Source organism: Mesorhizobium sp. WSM4815 (genome assembly GCF_055811575.1).
In genome coordinates, this window is record NZ_JBVVQS010000101.1 from 65,696 (window position 1) to 81,677 (window position 15,982).

Consider the following 15,982-nt stretch of genomic DNA (forward strand, 5'->3'; position numbering starts at 1 on the left):
TCCCTGTCGCAGTTCTGTCACCCATCGACCTTGCAGGTGGCGAGGCGCGCGACGGCTTTCTTTCAAGAAACCGGCGGCAATATCAGGATTCCGGAGAAGAATTCACCCGATAGGCCCGAGGCGTCATGCCCCTGAGACGCCGGAATGTCGTGGTGAAGTGGCTCTGGCTTGAAAAGCCGAGCCGAAAGGCAATGCTGCCGATCGACAAACCCGTTTCGCGCAGCAGTATCTCGGCTCGCCGGACGCGTTCCTCGATCACATAGGCATAGGGTGCAAGCCCGGTCGTCGCCTTGAATCGGCGCGCAAAACTGTCGACGGCCATATCAGCGACGGCTGCCAACTCGCTTAGCGAAATGTCGGCATTCATATGGGCATCGATGTAACCCCGAACGCGACCAAGCGCGCGACGGCTGAGACAGCCGTGACGTACAGGCGGGTGTTGCTCCCGGTTCAGGGTGGCCACGCGGAGGCTGACCAGGGCGACCAGATGCTCGATATAGGCAGTGTCCGGCTGGTGGCCGAGTGCCATCTCGTCGCGAAGCGAACTCAGCAGCGTGGCGATCACCACGTCTTTCCTGTTCACCAGGATCGGCAGCTCTCGCAGGCGTTCGCAGCCAGGAAGCCTGATATCGGGATCGATCCACAGGGCTGAGTAGGAGAGGTCTACATCGCGATAGAAGCCGTGCCGCTCGGCGCCTGCGGGGACGAAGGTGAGGGCTCCGGGACGGTCCATTCCGTCGTACAGCGATTTTGTCTCGTGCCGGATAGATGTATGGGAAGTTCCGCCTTCTTCGGTCAGCACGATCAGATGATGAGGGGCTGTCCAGCGCAGTTCCGCCTCGCGGCACGCCCACCGCCGGTTGTCGAAAACGATCGAAGAGCTGGCCCATGACGCGGTTTGCAGGGGCTCCGACTTCTCCTCCTGGCTCCGAACCCGTCCGTCACCAAGCAATGGTCTGAATGACATCGCGGCATCCCGCTGGTTCATTCGCGGAGCCGTGATCCAGCCCCGCTTGAGCGTTTACGCCGCCCCGCCGCTGCGTGTACGGCGCCTTATGTGGGGCAGCTATCGTGTGTTGGTAACCGCGCCGTGTTCAAGAAATCGTGAGATCAGGCAAATCCAGCGCGCCTGCTGTCACCCGCCGAGCCCATCGCGGATGGCGCAGAAATAGCGATCGGTACCGACTTGCCCGCCCTTGAGCGCAATCTCCAGTCCGTCGATCGCCTTGACGCGCGAGTGGGCGACGCAAAGCGGCGAGCCCGGCGAGGCGGGCAGCGGCATCCTGACCGTCAGCGCATCGACGCCCATCTGGCCGAGCGCATGGCTCGACGTATCGCCGCCGGCAATGACCACGCGCTGCAGTTTTTGTTCGATCGTCAGTTCGCGAAGAAGTTCGCCGAGGCCGCGGCCAAGCTTGTGGCGGGCGCCTTCCTGCCGATCGATCTCGGCGCCCCGATCGGCTGTGGGGCCGAGGGCGGTGTAGAGGACGACGCTGCGACCGGCTTCGAGGCTGGCACGCCCGCTTGCTGCCGCGCGCGCAATCGCATCGCTGGAGGCCTCGGAAACCAGTTCGACAGGGTCCACCTCGACCCCGTCGAAACCGTCCGTCAAAGCATGCCGGATCTGTCGTTCCGTCGTCGGCGAGCAGCTGCCCGAGACCACTGCGATCCGGTCGGCCGTACCCGGCGGCGAAAAGCTGGGCTCGGCACGGACGGTCCGGTTGGCGGCCCATTCGGCCAGCAGCGCATATTCGATGCCCGAAGAGCCGACGACGAACGTGCCGCCCGGCCGGCGAACGCGCCATATCTCCTTGCCGGCAAGCGCCTGACTTTCCAGGCTGTCGACATCCAACAGCACGATGCTGGTGCCATCGCCGAGCAAGCGATCGAACGCTTCCGATCGGGACGCCGACTGCAGCGTCGCCAGATCCACCAGTCCCGAGGTGAGGTCCGTCTGGCGCGACAGATGGATCAGCAGGTCGGATTCATCCATTGGCGTGGTCGGGTGTCGGCTCATCACCGGGTGGCGGTCGATACGGAAATATTTGTCGCGGTAAGCAGCAAACAGATGGCCGAAGGCGGTGTAGCGCTTGAGCTGCGGCGCGCCGACCACCAGCGGCAAACTGTCCTGGCTAAAAACCGAGCGGCCGATCTCGATAGCCCGGCCGATGCTGCCGATCGCCGGGCTGGAATCGAAGGTCGAGCAGACCTTGTAGTGGCAGATCTCGGCGTTCAGGGTGTTCAGCCAGGCGAAGGCGCGGTTGAGGTGCATGTCCATCCACTGCGGCGTCTCGCTTCGGCTGGTGCCGGCCAGGCCGATGGCACGGCAATGCCCGAACTGCGAAAGCATGGCCTCGTCCGGCTGACGCATGAACAGCACGGTCGGCACGCCGCCGAGCTCGAGCGCCTCCATGACGTCGGTCGAGCCGGTGAGATCATCGCCATAATAGCTCAGAAGCAGGCTTTGCATGGCGTCAGGCCGCTTTGCCGTCGCCGAATTTCTCGATCGACCGCGCCAGTTCCGGGTGGCTCAGGGCGAAGTCCGCCAACGGTATGCCATCGACGGCCGCCTGCCAGGCTTGCTGCACGGCGCGTACGCCGGCGCCCGGTCCGTCAGGATGGCTGACGATGCCGCCGCCGCAGAGATAGAGAAGATCGACCGTTCGGCCGGTTCGCCGGTAGGTTTCGGGGGCTTGTCCACCCCATTGGCCGGAGCCGGCGACCGGCAGCGCGCAATCCTCCGGCGAAAAGATCGGCGTGGTCACCGCCTCGAAGGAACTGATGAAGGACCAGTCCGGCTCCCAGTATTTCGAGGCGATGCCGTTGATCTGGAACTGGTCGACGCCGAGCAGCCGCCAGAACTGCTGCCAGACCTTGAAATCCATGCCGAGGCCGGGGTGGCGGGTGAGGATGTCCCAGCCGTTGCGGTGGGCATGGAGCACCAGGCTGGAGCGCTTTCTCAGGTAAGCCATGCCGCCGAAGCCGACGGAATTGATGTTGACCACGGCGCAATTGCCGCCGGCCTTCGCCACCAGATCATGGTTGCGCATCATCTCGTCCGGGTCGGCGTGCGAGATGCCAAAGGCATACATCACCTTTTTGCCGGTTTTCTGCTCATGGTCGAGGACGAGCGGCATGATCGCCTTCACCCGTTCCGACAGCGGCGAATAGGCCGGGCTCATCAGCTTCTCGTCGTCCTTGATGAAATCGACGCCGGCGTCGATCAGCTCACCGACCATTTCGGCCGTCTCGTGCGGGCGCAGCCCAAGCGCCGGCTTGACGATCGTTCCGATGATCGGGCGATCCCTGACGCCGGTCAGCCTGCGACTGCCGGCGACACCGAATTGCGGACCCGGATGCGCACCCCGGTATTCCTCCGGCAGCTTCATATCGACGACGCGAATGCCGGACAGGCCCTTGATCGAAAAGGCGCCGCCAATGGCGATGGTCATCAAGGCCGAAAGATCGGTGTCGATGGCATCAAGCGGAAATGCGATGTCGACATCCGCGCGCTTGAAGGGCCCGACGCCGGCTTCGGGAAGGGACGGGCGATCGGCGTCCGGCAGAGGCCGTATCGCCAATACGCGCGCCGCCACCCGGGCCTTGAGCTCCTCGGTCTCGCCGGCCAGCGCGACGAAGGTTCCGGTCGACTGGTCGCTGGCGATCTTGGCCGCCAGCGCCTCGATGCTGCCTGGAGTTTCGATGCGATAGGTGAGGGTGATCATAGTCCGAAAAAAGTTCCCTGATCCTCGAAATCTGGTATAATGAGTACATAAGTATTGCAAGCGATATCCTGCTCGGCCGAGCATTCCGAGATTCGTGATGACGATGCTAAACAGAACTGGTCAAGGGAGTGATTCGCGACGATGAACCGTTCGGAGCCGATCGTCCGGCGCAAACTTTCCGACGAAGTGTTTTTGCGACTGAAGCGCTTGATCACCAGCGGCGAATTGCAGCCGGGCGACGACATGCCGTCGGAGCGCGAGCTGATGGAGCGCTTCGCGGTCGGCAGGCCGGCGATCCGCGAGGCGATGCAGGCGTTGAGCAATATGGGGCTTGTCGCGATCTCGCATGGCGAGCGGGCGAAAGTGCTGCAACTGACCGCCAAGTCGATCATCAAGCAGGTCGACGGCGCCGCCAAGATCATCCTGGCGTCATCGAAGGACACGCTGGAGCACCTCAAGAATGCGCGCATCTTCTTCGAGCGCGGCATGGTCCGGGAAGCCGCCGAAAAGGCCACCGCCGAGGACGTGCAGCGGTTGCGGGCAACAATTGCCGAACAGCGCAGCTTTCGCGGCGATTCCGAAGCCTTCATATCCGCCGACATGAAGTTTCATACCCAGATCGCGGCGATATCCGGCAACCCGATCTATGTCGCGGTCAGCGAAGCAATGCTTGGCTGGTTGAAGGAATATCACACCGAAATGCTGATCTGGACCGGCAAGGAAAATTTCACGCTGCTCGAGCACGAAGAAATCATCAGGCGCATCGAGCAGAAGGACGCGGACGGCGCCGAGAAGGCGATGATCAAGCACCTCGAGCGCTCGCGTGCGCTCTACGTGATGAATTCCGGCAGCTGATTCACCCGATCCGGGTGATCGCGTAAGGTGTCATCACCAGGTGGCGTCGCTCGAACCCGGAAATATCAACCGTCACTTCGCTCGCCGTCAGGTTCGCCAGCCACATGGCGGTCTGGCCCGCGACAGAACGGCCGGCCAGCGTGAGCAGCCGCGTCTCATCGCTCGTCCTCGCCGCTACCTGCCTGAAGCCGGCCAGTTCGCAAAGCCCCTGCACGGCCTGGAAGATCGGCCGGGGTTCACCTTCGCCGACGGGTTCCCCGGATGCCGCCAGCACGCCGAACGGTCCGCTGAAGCTGGACAGCGTGAGCATCTCCAGCCCGGCCGGCGCGACCCGCGCGCCATAGCCGATCGTCCATGCTGCCGCGAACAGCCCGGCATGGCGGGGATCCCGGTCGGCCATGGCGATGCGCTGATTGTGCGGGTTGGCCTTGGTCGCGCCGCCATAGGGGTTCTGCCGCATGGCGATGGTCGACGGGCCGATCCGGTAGGGTTTTGCCCCGAAGATCGCCCGCGCCGATTGGGTGATGAAAGGCAGTGCCTCCAGCGATTGCATGACGCTGAGATCGTCGGCGGCGTGCACGATCGGGCAGGTGCAGTGGCTGACGAAATCGAGCAGATCGGCGGGAACGCGCTTGCGGTTGAGCTCGGTGAAATAGCTGAACATGCCGCCGCCGAGGCGAATGTCGGGAAAGGCGCGGCGCGCCGCGGCATAGACGTCTTCAAGCGGCGGACATTCAGGCCACGCGCTGCCCGGCGGCGTCGACTGCCGGTCGACCACGGGCGAAACGGCGATGGCCGAGAGTTTCAGCCCAGCCTGGCGCACCATTCTGGCGACGCCTGAAAGCTCCGCGTCGAGATCGCCATCGCAGGAAACGACGCATTCAAGCGTCGTTTCAACCGGGTAGGCGGCAGCGAGCCGGGCAAAGGACTGCAAGGCGTCGAGGCCGTGGCCGCGCGTTGGATCGTAATGGAACATCAGCTGCTGCGGGCCGAGCGCGGACAGTGTCGGCAGGTTTGCCAGCGCCGTCTCGACCTCGTCCGGATAGATGATCACGCCGATATCCGGCAGCAGCGGTCCGGTTTCGCCGAGTTCGACTCGGACCGGCTCGGCTGCTGCTGCGGCAGCCGGCGCCCTACCGTCGCCGGTCACACGCAGACTGACCGTCTGGCGCACAGTCTGGCCGGCGGGCAGCATGTAGGGCCAAGGCAGCGCCAGCGGCCGGACATAGGTCTTGTAGGACGCGTCCGACCAATTGCGCTGGTCCTCCATCTCGAACGCATCGCCTTCCATCCGGCATTCCGCGGTGACGCCGGGCCGGACCTCATGCGTGATCGCCCGCAGATCCTTGAAAGGCTGCCAGGGGTCGATCAGCTCAGGAAGTTTCGTTGCGACGACGCTGCCGTCGGTGTGCTCGACAGTGACCGGGCTGCCGGCCAGGCCGGCGATCGGGTGCAGGATGCAGAAGCCGCAGCGATTGGTCTCGAAAGCGTTTTCGGGAAGCGCGCTCGCGTCGAAAACCAGCTGGCCGTCGGCGGAACCTTTGATCGTCGCGCGAAAGTCGAGCCGGCTTCCTCCCGGCCCGACACAGCTTGCCGAATAGCTGACAGTGAAAGTGTCGGCGCCCTGGTCGATGACCAACTCCGTCAGCGCCGGCTCGTAGGTGCCCCAGTCGCGATCCCTGACGATGTAGGCGATGGCGCGCAGCACCTCGATGCCTCCATGGCGGATGGTGCGCAGATTGCCGTTGACGAAGTCGGCGCTGAGCGCGCCGGCGCGCAAGCTGACTGGCTCGGTCTCGACCGCGTGTGTGCCATAGAGGAGGAAGGCATCCGCGGTCATCTCAGCAAAGCGTCGAGCTGCACCGGTTCACCGCTTGCAGCACCGGCATAGGCGGCCTCGACCAGCGCCAAGGTCCTAAGATTGTCGGCGCCCGAGGTTGCCGGCTCGGTTTTGCTCGCCAAGCAGGCGACCCAGTGCTTTTGGATGGCGACGACGCTTTCCTGGATGTTGTGCCACGGCCGCGATGCCCAGGGCAGCAGCGGCGGCGAGACGTCGCTGACCGCCGTTCCGTTCCTGCCGGTGACGGTGAGCCGGTAATTCTGCTCGAGCCGGATCGTGCCGTCGCTGCCGTCGATCTCGACCAGCGTCTGCGGAAACGGCTCGGTCGCGAGCTTGGTCGCATAGCTGCAGTCGACCACGGACGTTGCACCGCTCTTGTGGTCCATCAGCATCGTAGCGACGTCCTCGCCGGCAATGTTGGGGTTGATGCGAGCGGTTCGGGTCGTGATCGTCGAAACGTCGCCCAGCAGGAAGCGGGCTATGTCGAGACTGTGGATGCCGAGGTCTTCGATGATGAAGCGCTTTCCCGTCGCCAGATAGGGCTGCCCGGAAAACACGTCATAGGCCGAGCGGAACGAGATCCGGCCGAAGAAGGGCGTGCCGATGTCGCCGCTGTCGAGCACGGCGCGCACCGCCTGGATAGGCGACTGCCAGCGAAAATTCTCATGCACCATCAACGCCACACCGGCATCGCTGCATGCCTTCACCATGGCCTTGGCGTCGGCAAGCGTCGGCGCAAACGGTTTTTGGCAGATCGCCGGAACGCGGTTTTGTGCCGCCATCTCGACAAGCGAACGATGGCTCGGCGAAGTGGTGGCGATATCGACGAAATCCAGGCTTTCGCCGGCAAACAGTGCCGCCGCGTCTGTGTAGCGTCGCACGATGCCGAACTGGTCGCCGACCACCTTGAGCCGTTCCGGGTCGCGGTCGCAGATGGCGACGATCGAGGCGCTGTCGATGTCGCGCCAGGCATGCATCTGGTTGACGGCAAAGAAGCCGCAGCCGATCAGCGCTCCTCGCAGTTCCGTCACGGGTCAGCCCGCCTTTGCCATCTGCATCAGCGTCACCCGGCTCTGCAGCCGGCGCTGCGCCTGGTCGACGACGACGGCGACGATGATGACCAGGCCCTTGATCACCATCTGCCAGAACGAGCTCACCCCCATCATCACCAGCCCGTCGGAAAGGATGCCGATGACGAAGGCGCCGACGATTGTGCCGCCGATCGTGCCGCGGCCGCCCGACATAGAGGTGCCGCCGAGCACAGCCGCGGCGATGGCGTTGAGCTCGAAGCTTTCGCCGGTCGCCGGATGCGAGGCCATCAGTTCGGACGAGATGATCAGCCCGACGACCGCCGCGCAGAAGCCGGAGAACATGTAGACGAACATCTTCACCATGTTGACCCTGACGCCCGAAATCCGCGCCGCCCGTTCGTTGCCGCCGACTGCGAAGATGTGGCGGCCGAGCGGGGTGTATTTGGCGAGATAGGCCGCCCCAACTGCTACGACGACAAGAATCCATATCGAGACCGGCAGGCCGAGCAGCCGGCCGGCGCCGAGGAAGCCGAACCCGGTCGTGCCCAGATCGGGCTTGCCGACGAGGTTCGGAAAGGTGCGACCATCCGACGACAGCAGCGCCAGGCCGCGGGCGACATAGAGCACGCCGAGCGTGGCGATGAACGGCGCGACATTCAGCCTGGTGATCAGCAATCCGTTGACGGCGCCGATCAATATACCGACCGCCAGCGTGATCAGTGCGATCTCGAAGACGTTGAAATAGATCGTGTAGCCGACCTGCAGGTCGATGCCGTTGAGCACGAGATAGCCGGCGACCATGCCGCACAGGCCGACAATCGAGCCGACCGAGAGGTCGATGCCGCCGGTGATGATGACGAAGGTCATGCCCATGGCGAGGAAGGCGTTCAGCGCGACATGCTTCGACATCAGGATCAGGTTGGCGGCCGACAGGAAATTCGGCGCCGCGATCGAGAAGAAGATCAGGACGGCGATCAACGCAATGAACGTCCTCGCCTTCATCAGCGTCAGCAGCACGGAGCCGCTCGAGGCGGAGGCAACCGAAGCCTTGGCCGGGATGTCAGTCATGGGCGTGGCTCTCCATGTGCGGGACCGGCCCGTGGCCAAGCGCCGATGCGGCGACAAGTGAAGCCTCCGTCGCCTCGGCGCGATCGAACATACCGGTCAGTTTTCCATTGCTCATCACCGCGATGCGGTCGGACAGCGCCATCACCTCGTCGAGATCGGAGGTGGCGAACAGAATGCCCAGCCCGTCGCGGGACAGTTTGCGCATGGTGCGAAAGACGTCGGCCTTGGCGCCAACGTCTATGCCGCGGCTTGGCTCATCCATCAGCAGCACCTTCGGTCCGGTGAGCAGCGCCTTGCCGATCACCACCTTCTGCTGGTTGCCGCCCGACAGCGACGAGACCTCCTGTGCCGGATCGGCGACCTTGATCGCCAGTTCCCGCACCATCTGCGTCACCGCCTGGTTCTCCTTGGCGCCGCCGATATGGAACACGCGGACAAACCGCGACAGGCTGGCCAGCGTCAGATTGCTGGCGACCGAGAGGATCGACACCAGCCCTTCGCGCTGGCGGTCCTCGGGGATCAGCGCCAGCCCGCGCCGGATGCGCCGCGTGGTGTCGCGTTCCCTGACCTTCTTGCCGGCAATGAAGATCGCCCCGGTGGCATGGCCGTGGCGCCCCATGATGCAGTCGAACAGCTCGCTGCGTCCGGCGCCCATCAGGCCGTATATGCCGAGGATCTCGCCGGCACGCAGCGACAGCGAGACATGATCGACCGCAAGCCCCCCGGTTACGCGCGGCAGGCAGATATCCTCGGCGCGGAAGATCTCTTCGCCCGGAACATGGCCGTCGGGCTTGGCGAAGTCCTTGGCGTCGGAGCCGATCATCTGCCGCACGATCCATTGCGTGTCGACGTTTTTCATCCTCTCCTGGCCGGTGATGCGGCCGTCGCGCAGCACGGTGATGTAGTCGCCGATGCGGATCAGCTCCTCGAGCCGGTGCGAGATGTAGACGATCGCCACGCCGCGGGCCTTGAGGTCGGCGATCACCTTGAACAGAATCTCGACTTCCGCCGCACTCAGCGCCGAGGTCGGTTCGTCCATGATCAGGATGCGCGCATCGAGCGAAACCGCCTTGGCGATCTCGACCAGTTGCTGCTGGCCGATGCGCAAATCCTCGACCAGCATGTCCGGCCGGATGCCGGCCTGCAGGCGCTCGAGAAATTCCGCCGCGCGGCGCTCCTGTTCCCGGCTGTCGATCTTGCGGAACCGGTTGGTGATCTCGCGGGTGGCGAAAATATTCTCGGCCACCGTCAGGTTGCCGAACAGGTTCAACTCCTGGAACACCATGCCGATGCCGCGGTTCACCGCGTCGCCGGATGAGGAGAAGGAAACCTCTTCGCCCTCCAGGAGAATGCGGCCGAGCGTCGGCTGTTCGACGCCGGCGATGATCTTCATCAGCGTCGATTTGCCGGCGCCGTTTTCGCCGACCAGCACGTTGACCGCGCCCTTGCGCACTTCGAAATTCGCGCGCTTGACCGCGACTGTCCCCGAATAGACCTTGGAGACGTCTTCCAGCTTCAGGATGACATCATGATCGCCGGCGGCAGTCATGGCTTCGGCCCCACCTCTGCCTCCGCCGGGGTCACCAGCGGCAGTTCCTGGCCGCTGCCCATGACATAAGCGCCGACAACCCTGGCGCTGCGGCCCTCCAGCGCTTCGCGCGGCAGCTTGGAGAGCACCGTCTTGTCGGCATGGATGTTGAACGCCTTGCCGAACTGGGCGAAGTCGATCTGATTGGTGAAATCGTTGAACTGGATGAAGTCGAGGCTGTCGCGCAGCGCGGTGCCACGCATCGCCGGTCCGATCTGCACCCGTGCATCCGCCTTGCCGTCACCGTCGGCATCGACATCCATGGTTGCCGCGCGTGATTGTGTGTTCGCCGCGACAATCTTGCCTTCGAGGCGAACCGCGAAGGTCCACGGCGAATTCGCCTGCTTCTTCGGATTGCCATACTTGGCGCCGGCAGCCGCAGGATCGGCTTTCGCCAGGTCATGAACCTCGGGAAACGATCCGGCCTTCTGCTGGAGATAGGGCAGCATTTTGGCAGCCCAGATATCGCCGACCATCTTGTCCGCATTGAAGGCCGGTGCATTGCCGCCATCTTCCGCGGACGGTGTCGGCAGGATCTTGCAGGCAGTCAGGCTGATGCCAAATATCACGGCAACGGTCGCCCAAGTCAGCTTGTTCAACATGTCGGCTTGTTCGGCATGGCGGTCAGGGCACCCGGGAAATGGAAAGCAAGGGACGAGCCGGAAGCTCGTCCCTTGCGATTGATGTCACACCGGCTCAGTTGGTCAGCGCGAAGGTTTCCAGCTTGGCGGCATTGTCGCCATTGATCAGGACGCAGTCCATCAGCTGCTTTTCCTCGGCCGGAGACTTCTTGTTCTTGATGAAGTCGTTGGCCTGCTCGACTGCCATCTGAGCCTGCGCATAGGCCGGCTGCAGGACCGTGGCCTTGATGCCGCCAGAGGCGATCGAGTCGCGGACGTCATTCGATCCGTCGAAGCCGACGACGATGACGTCCTTGCGGCCGGCGGCGGCAAGGGCGGCATGGGCGCCCATCGCCATCGTATCGTTGCCGGAGATCACGCCCTTGATGTCCGGGTTGGCCTGGAGGATCGATTCCATCTTGGCATAGGCCTCGGTCTGGCTCCAGTTGGCCGATTGCTGCGCCACCATCTTCAGGTCCGGATAGTCGTCGATGACGTCGTGATAGCCCTTGGAGCGGATGCCGGCATTGGTGTCGGATTCCTTGCCGACCAGCTCGACGTAATTGCCTTTCTCGCCCATCAGCTTGACGAACTCCTGCGCGCCAAGCTGGGCGCCCTGGTAGTTGTTGGAGACGATCTGCGCGACGGCGACGCCGGTGGCGTTGATCTCGCGATCGATCAGGAACGACGGAACGCCCGCGTCCTTGGCCTTCTGCACGGCGGCGACCGAGGCGTCGGCGCCGGCATTGTCGAGGATGATCGCCTTGGCGCCGCGGCCGATCGCCGTGTCGATCAGCTCGGACTGCTTGTTGGCGTCGTCGTCATGGACCAGCACCAGCGTTTCATAGCCGAGTTCCTTGGCCTTGGCTTCCGCGCCGACGGCTTCGGCCTTGAAGAATGGGTTGTCGTGCGAGGGCGTGATGATGGCAATGAGATCCGCCGCATAGGCGGGTGCAGCGGTGCCCAGCGCCAGCATGCCGGCAAAAGCCGCAAATGTCATTCTGCGAGTGAGTTTCATGATTTCCTCCCATTTGAAAAAGCCTGTGCTTCCGCGGCCCAGGCTGAAATGCATTCCAGTTTGTCAGGCGGATCGCGTCCGGTGTCGCGGATCGGGTCATTTGCCGGCTCACCCGGGCGGATCATCCGACTCGGTTCCGTCTTCAGCCTGCCCCTCCACCTGCCGCCTGCCCAATTTTCAGCCCGGCCCCGGCTGGCCAAAGCCAATCCAACAGCTAAGCCAACTGGTATAATGAGTCAACCACAAATTCAGATGATATGTATCTGATGAGCAGCAAGCGCCACCGGAGAGTCATCCCACCAAGAGCGATACTTCGTTCCCTACGATGCGCCTGCAGCTGGCCAGGTCAGAGAACCACCACCTTAAGCGGTACGATACGCGGGCGAGGGCGCAATAAGTAGTAAGGAGTAGACATTCCTAAGCCTTATTCGGTGCTCAGCGCTACGCGCAGGCTTTGCTAGTATCGCCTACTGGTTGTGGAATTTCTCCGCGGCCCCAGCCTGCGCGCGGTTTTTCTAAAAAATCCGTTCGCGGCAAGGGTCGCGTTGCCGGTGAGGTTCAGCTATGACTTTTGTGCAGAGTTTCAGGCCGCCATCCTGCAGCCCCGCGCCAAGCTTTGCTGACCGACGGCATTCGGCTTCATTGCGTGGCATGTGCGGCAGGAGCTGCAGCGCCGTGCTGTGCCTCATTTCGTTGTGTATCATCCTGCTGCTGGGATCTGCGGCACACGGTCGGCCGAAGGCTGACGACAGACTTGCTCCGCGAGACACGATCGAACTGCACGTTTGGCAGTGGACTGCCTTGCGCGACGGCGTTCTGGAAGCGTTGCAGCTCAACCATAGTTTCACCATCGACTCGACTGGCACGCTTGACCTTCCCTTGATCGGCAGCATTGCCGCCGCAGGTCTGCGTGAGGAGGAGCTGGCAAAGCTGATTTCCGATCGCTTGCAAGCCAGGAGCGGCCGTCAGGAACGGGCTGACATAACCGTCAAACTGATACAAAGTTCGCCTTCCGACCTCACGGCTTCGGTGGAGGTCAAACAAGAAGCGCCCGAACCGCCGGCGGACCCAGCCAGCGACGGCTCTTCGGCCGTGGCTTCGCAACGCGCCAGTGTCGAGAACGGCCAGGCCGAGGCGCAACCGGGCGTGCGCGGTTCCCACACATCTCGGCAGCCTGCAGCGGAGCAGCAGCAAGCTCTGCAAGGGGCATTGCTGAATGAGCTGTCCGCCGCTCGCATGGAAATTGCGGCAGCGCGCGCGGAAGCACTTGCGGCTCGCCAGACTGCTCGCAACGATGCCGCGCGACACAATCAGGACCTTGCGACGGCGCGTCAACGGGCTGACGCCTTGGTGCGGGAACTCGATGCGATGCGGACTGACCGCGGTACGCTGGAACAAAAGCTCTTTGCGGCGCTGAGGGAAGTCGACGCGCTCAGGAAGAGCGTGCAGCCGGCTCGCGGTGACCCGGCTCGGGCCGACCATGACGGCCGCGATTTGGCGGCGGCGCGAGCCGAACTGGCCGTGATGCAGCGCGGCGCCCGCGATGCCAGTGCGCAGGCGCGTGCGGTAGCCGACATGATGGCTGAACAAGCACGGGCGCTAAAACAGCAGCGGCGAAAAGCCGGAGAGCTCGCGCTCGATCTGGAAGTGGCGCAAAGCCAAGTCAAAGGCTTGAAGGCCAAAGCCACTCTCGCCGATCACGAGAAGGCCGCCATGCTTGAAGCGCGTCACTCCATGGCGGCCTCTGTGGCAGAGGCGCAGCGAGCGCTGGATGAGGAGCGGCACAAGGCTGAGCGCTTCGAACGCGAACTCACCGCGGCGCGCCAAACCATCGACGCGCTTAAGACAAGCGCGGATCTGGCTGCGGCTGTGCGCACCGACGCCATCAGGGAACGACAGGTGGCCGAGGCGGCTTTGAAGCGAGCTGGCGACGCACTCGAACTGGAGCGCGAACGGGCAGATTCAGCTGCTCGTGATCGCGACAGCGCCCGTCGGGAACGCGACGCGGCAAGGCAGGAAGCGAGCCGCGTCTCGATGGAGCTGAGCGTGGCGTTGGAGCAGGAGCGCAACAAGGCCATCGGCCTGGCCCGCGAGCTCAGCGCCGCTCGAAAGGCGGTTGACGTTGAAAAGGCCCGGGAAGAGCGTCGCAGCGAGCGTATCAACCGCGTTCCGAAAGCGCGTGCCGTCGCAGCTTCGCGTGCAGATGTGTCCGTGCGCTCGCGACCAGCCCGTCAATCGGGGTTGCGGGAAAACCACAAAGTGAAGGCCAAAAAACCATCGCGACCTGTTCTGGTGGCGACCATCGCGCTTCCCGACGCGTTGCTCCCGACGCGACCGCCGAAGCTCGGCGCTCGCTAGCGAGGGCTGATCGTGAAGGGCATTTCGGTGGGCCGAATCCATGCCGCAGGAGGAATATGGTGATGAACAAATACGTCGCAGCCGCATTGGCCGTCGCGATCGCAATTTGCCCTGCCTCGGCTCTTGAGGCGGGGCTTGGCGGCAAACTTGGCGGTGTCGGGGTCGGTGCTGGCCTTAGCGCCGGCCCGAAAGGCGCCTCGGTGGCGGGTGGCTCGAGCGTCGACGGAGTAGGGGGAGCAAGCCTTGGCGGATCGCTCGGCGCGGGCAAGGGATCGCTCGGTGCCGGACTTGGCGTCAGCGGCAACCTCGGCGGCGCAAGCGGCGGCCTGTCGACAGGTGTCGGGGTGGGCGACCCTTCGTCCGCATCGGGCACCGCTCCAGGAGGTAAGCCAGGCAACCCGGCGCTGGGCGCTGGGCAAGCCGCGAGCAGCAATGCCGGCATCACGCCAGCCACCACCAAGGCCAAGGCCGCGGGTCAATTCGCCATCCTGCCCCGCAAGCTCAGGCCTTCCGGAACTGGTCGCAACGCGTCGGCGCGGATCACCTATGGCTATCCGTTTATGGCGCCACTGAAAGCCAAACCCGGTATCCCACCAGCTGTGGTGCGCGCCTGCCGCACGGCGATCGCGTCGGCCGCGACGCCGCTTGGCGCCGTGCTTGTTCACGCGGTAAGCGCGGGCCCGTTGCAGCAACGTCGGGGCGCGCTCACGGCGCCGATCGAGGTGCGCATACACTATGCAAGACAAGGCGGCGTCGAGGTTCGGCAGGCGCGAGTCGGCTGTCGCCTCGATGCGGCGGGTAGAGTCACCGCGGTGACATAGGACGTGCCTGTACCTTCTCCTACGAGAGGCCTACGAGAGGAGAAGGAAAGGCGGCTTCCGCCTTCAGGTGATGCGCTGGATGCTCGCTGCAATCTCTTCCGGCTCGAAGACCCGCTTCCAGTCGTCGCGCATCAGCACCGGCTTGCCGAACTCGATGGCCTTGTTGCAGGCGTCGGAGAACACGCCCTTGGTCTCGCCGAAGATGACGGCGCCGAGCACATTCATGTGGCCAAGCAGGAAGTCGAGCGCGGCCTGCTGGTCGACTCCGCGCGCGACGACCTCGTCGACCGCTTCCTTCATGACGACCAGCAGCGAAGCGCAGACGGTCTCCGAAAGGCCCGGCTCGAGCAGCGCCATCTGGTCGACCGTGACGCGATGCGACCGCATCACCGGTGCCCAGATGATCTTGGCGATCGCTTCGCCCTTGGCGAAATCCTCCTCCGGTCCCTGCATCAGCGCGCTGACCATATGCTGCTTGGCCTTGACGCCGCCGAAATAGTCCTTCTTGGCCGCCATGTCGGTCTCGTCGTTGAAGATAGGCGGATGGCAGGGATGGGTGACGAAATAGGTCAGGTCCGGCCGCTTCGGCAAATGGCCGGCGAAAGGCGCTGCGGCGTCGAGCACGACCACCATTGTGCCGGACGCAAGCTTGCCCTCGATGCTGGCCGCGACCTTGCCGATATGGGTGTCGGGAACCGCCAGGATTACCACCTCGGCGGCGTTCAGGGCTTCATCGGCGCTGACCGCGTCGATGCCCAGCCCGGTCTTCAGCCGCTCGCGGCCGGCGTCGCTGACCTCGACATGGCGTAGGATGTAGGGAGAGCCGCGAAAATTGGTCGACAGGCGGTAACCCATTTTGCCGCCGGCACCAAACAGCGCAATCGTTGTCATCCAGCCGTGCTCCTGATCTCCAACGATGGCCCTGCCGATCGTCACCTTAGTAACTGGTATAATCACACTACCATGGCTTGGCAACCCGTTTGGGACGAACGCGTTCACGAGAGCCAATTCCGCAGTCCCGCGCCGTCGGCTGCGCCAGCTGGTGGCGGCCTTGTCGG

Annotated in this window: 13 protein-coding genes; 3 read left to right on the forward strand and 10 right to left on the reverse strand. The window is 63.9% G+C overall.

All coding sequences use genetic code 11. The features are described from left to right. Nucleotides 1–82 precede the first annotated feature (82 nt). From AC0L2B_RS25910 to oiaX, 3 genes are all read right to left on the reverse strand, one after another. The gene (locus AC0L2B_RS25910; protein ID WP_473747339.1) at nucleotides 83–967 is read right to left on the reverse strand and encodes a helix-turn-helix domain-containing protein; all 885 of its coding nucleotides are present in this window, start codon (nucleotides 965–967) and stop codon (nucleotides 83–85) included. Nucleotides 968–1,135: 168 nt separating this feature from the next. Continuing rightward, entirely contained in the window at nucleotides 1,136–2,470 is a 1,335-nt protein-coding gene (locus tag AC0L2B_RS25915; RefSeq protein ID WP_473747340.1) for a four-carbon acid sugar kinase family protein, read from the reverse strand. A gap of 4 nt (nucleotides 2,471–2,474) precedes the next feature. After that, entirely contained in the window at nucleotides 2,475–3,725 is a 1,251-nt protein-coding gene (gene oiaX, locus AC0L2B_RS25920) for a 3-oxo-isoapionate-4-phosphate decarboxylase OiaX (protein WP_473747341.1), read from the reverse strand. 141 nt (nucleotides 3,726–3,866) lie between these two features. Here oiaX and AC0L2B_RS25925 point away from each other — a divergent pair, with 141 nt between their 5' ends. After that, a complete protein-coding gene (locus AC0L2B_RS25925; RefSeq protein ID WP_473508889.1) occupies nucleotides 3,867–4,580 on the forward strand; it encodes a transcriptional regulator NanR in 714 nt (237 codons plus the stop codon). A gap of 1 nt (nucleotide 4,581) precedes the next feature. On the opposite strand, the gene apnL is transcribed toward AC0L2B_RS25925, so the two are convergent. From apnL to AC0L2B_RS25955, 6 genes are all read right to left on the reverse strand, one after another. After that, nucleotides 4,582–6,420 (reverse strand): D-apionate lactonase, encoded by a 1,839-nt coding sequence (gene apnL / locus AC0L2B_RS25930; protein WP_473747342.1) that lies wholly within the window; start codon nucleotides 6,418–6,420, stop codon nucleotides 4,582–4,584. Next, a complete protein-coding gene (locus tag AC0L2B_RS25935) occupies nucleotides 6,417–7,451 on the reverse strand; it encodes a Gfo/Idh/MocA family protein (protein ID WP_473747343.1) in 1,035 nt (344 codons plus the stop codon). The genes apnL and AC0L2B_RS25935 overlap by 4 nt, the downstream gene beginning before the upstream one ends. Before the next feature lie 3 nt (nucleotides 7,452–7,454). Then, complete coding sequence (locus tag AC0L2B_RS25940) at nucleotides 7,455–8,519, reverse strand: ABC transporter permease (RefSeq protein ID WP_023800208.1); 1,065 nt, start codon at nucleotides 8,517–8,519, stop codon at nucleotides 7,455–7,457. Then, the gene (locus AC0L2B_RS25945) at nucleotides 8,512–10,068 is read right to left on the reverse strand and encodes a sugar ABC transporter ATP-binding protein (RefSeq protein WP_473747344.1); all 1,557 of its coding nucleotides are present in this window, start codon (nucleotides 10,066–10,068) and stop codon (nucleotides 8,512–8,514) included. The genes AC0L2B_RS25940 and AC0L2B_RS25945 overlap by 8 nt, the downstream gene beginning before the upstream one ends. Beyond that, a complete protein-coding gene (locus AC0L2B_RS25950; RefSeq protein ID WP_473747345.1) occupies nucleotides 10,065–10,709 on the reverse strand; it encodes a DUF2291 family protein in 645 nt (214 codons plus the stop codon). The genes AC0L2B_RS25945 and AC0L2B_RS25950 overlap by 4 nt, the downstream gene beginning before the upstream one ends. A 94-nt stretch (nucleotides 10,710–10,803) precedes the next feature. Continuing rightward, nucleotides 10,804–11,745: a D-ribose ABC transporter substrate-binding protein gene (locus AC0L2B_RS25955; protein WP_031255363.1), complete on the reverse strand. Its 942-nt coding sequence runs from the start codon at nucleotides 11,743–11,745 to the stop codon at nucleotides 10,804–10,806. 651 nt (nucleotides 11,746–12,396) lie between these two features. Between AC0L2B_RS25955 and AC0L2B_RS25960 the strand changes: the two genes are divergently transcribed. Both AC0L2B_RS25960 and AC0L2B_RS25965 read left to right on the forward strand, forming a co-directional pair. Beyond that, nucleotides 12,397–14,103 carry a polysaccharide biosynthesis/export family protein gene (locus AC0L2B_RS25960; RefSeq protein ID WP_473747346.1) on the forward strand — a complete coding sequence of 569 codons (1,707 nt, stop codon included), beginning with the start codon at nucleotides 12,397–12,399 and terminating at the stop codon, nucleotides 14,101–14,103. Nucleotides 14,104–14,165: 62 nt separating this feature from the next. Continuing rightward, nucleotides 14,166–14,924 carry a hypothetical protein gene (locus tag AC0L2B_RS25965; protein WP_473747347.1) on the forward strand — a complete coding sequence of 253 codons (759 nt, stop codon included), beginning with the start codon at nucleotides 14,166–14,168 and terminating at the stop codon, nucleotides 14,922–14,924. Nucleotides 14,925–14,987: 63 nt separating this feature from the next. Here AC0L2B_RS25965 and AC0L2B_RS25970 read toward each other — a convergent pair whose 3' ends face one another. Further along, nucleotides 14,988–15,815: a phosphogluconate dehydrogenase C-terminal domain-containing protein gene (locus AC0L2B_RS25970; protein ID WP_473747348.1), complete on the reverse strand. Its 828-nt coding sequence runs from the start codon at nucleotides 15,813–15,815 to the stop codon at nucleotides 14,988–14,990. Nucleotides 15,816–15,982 lie beyond the last annotated feature (167 nt).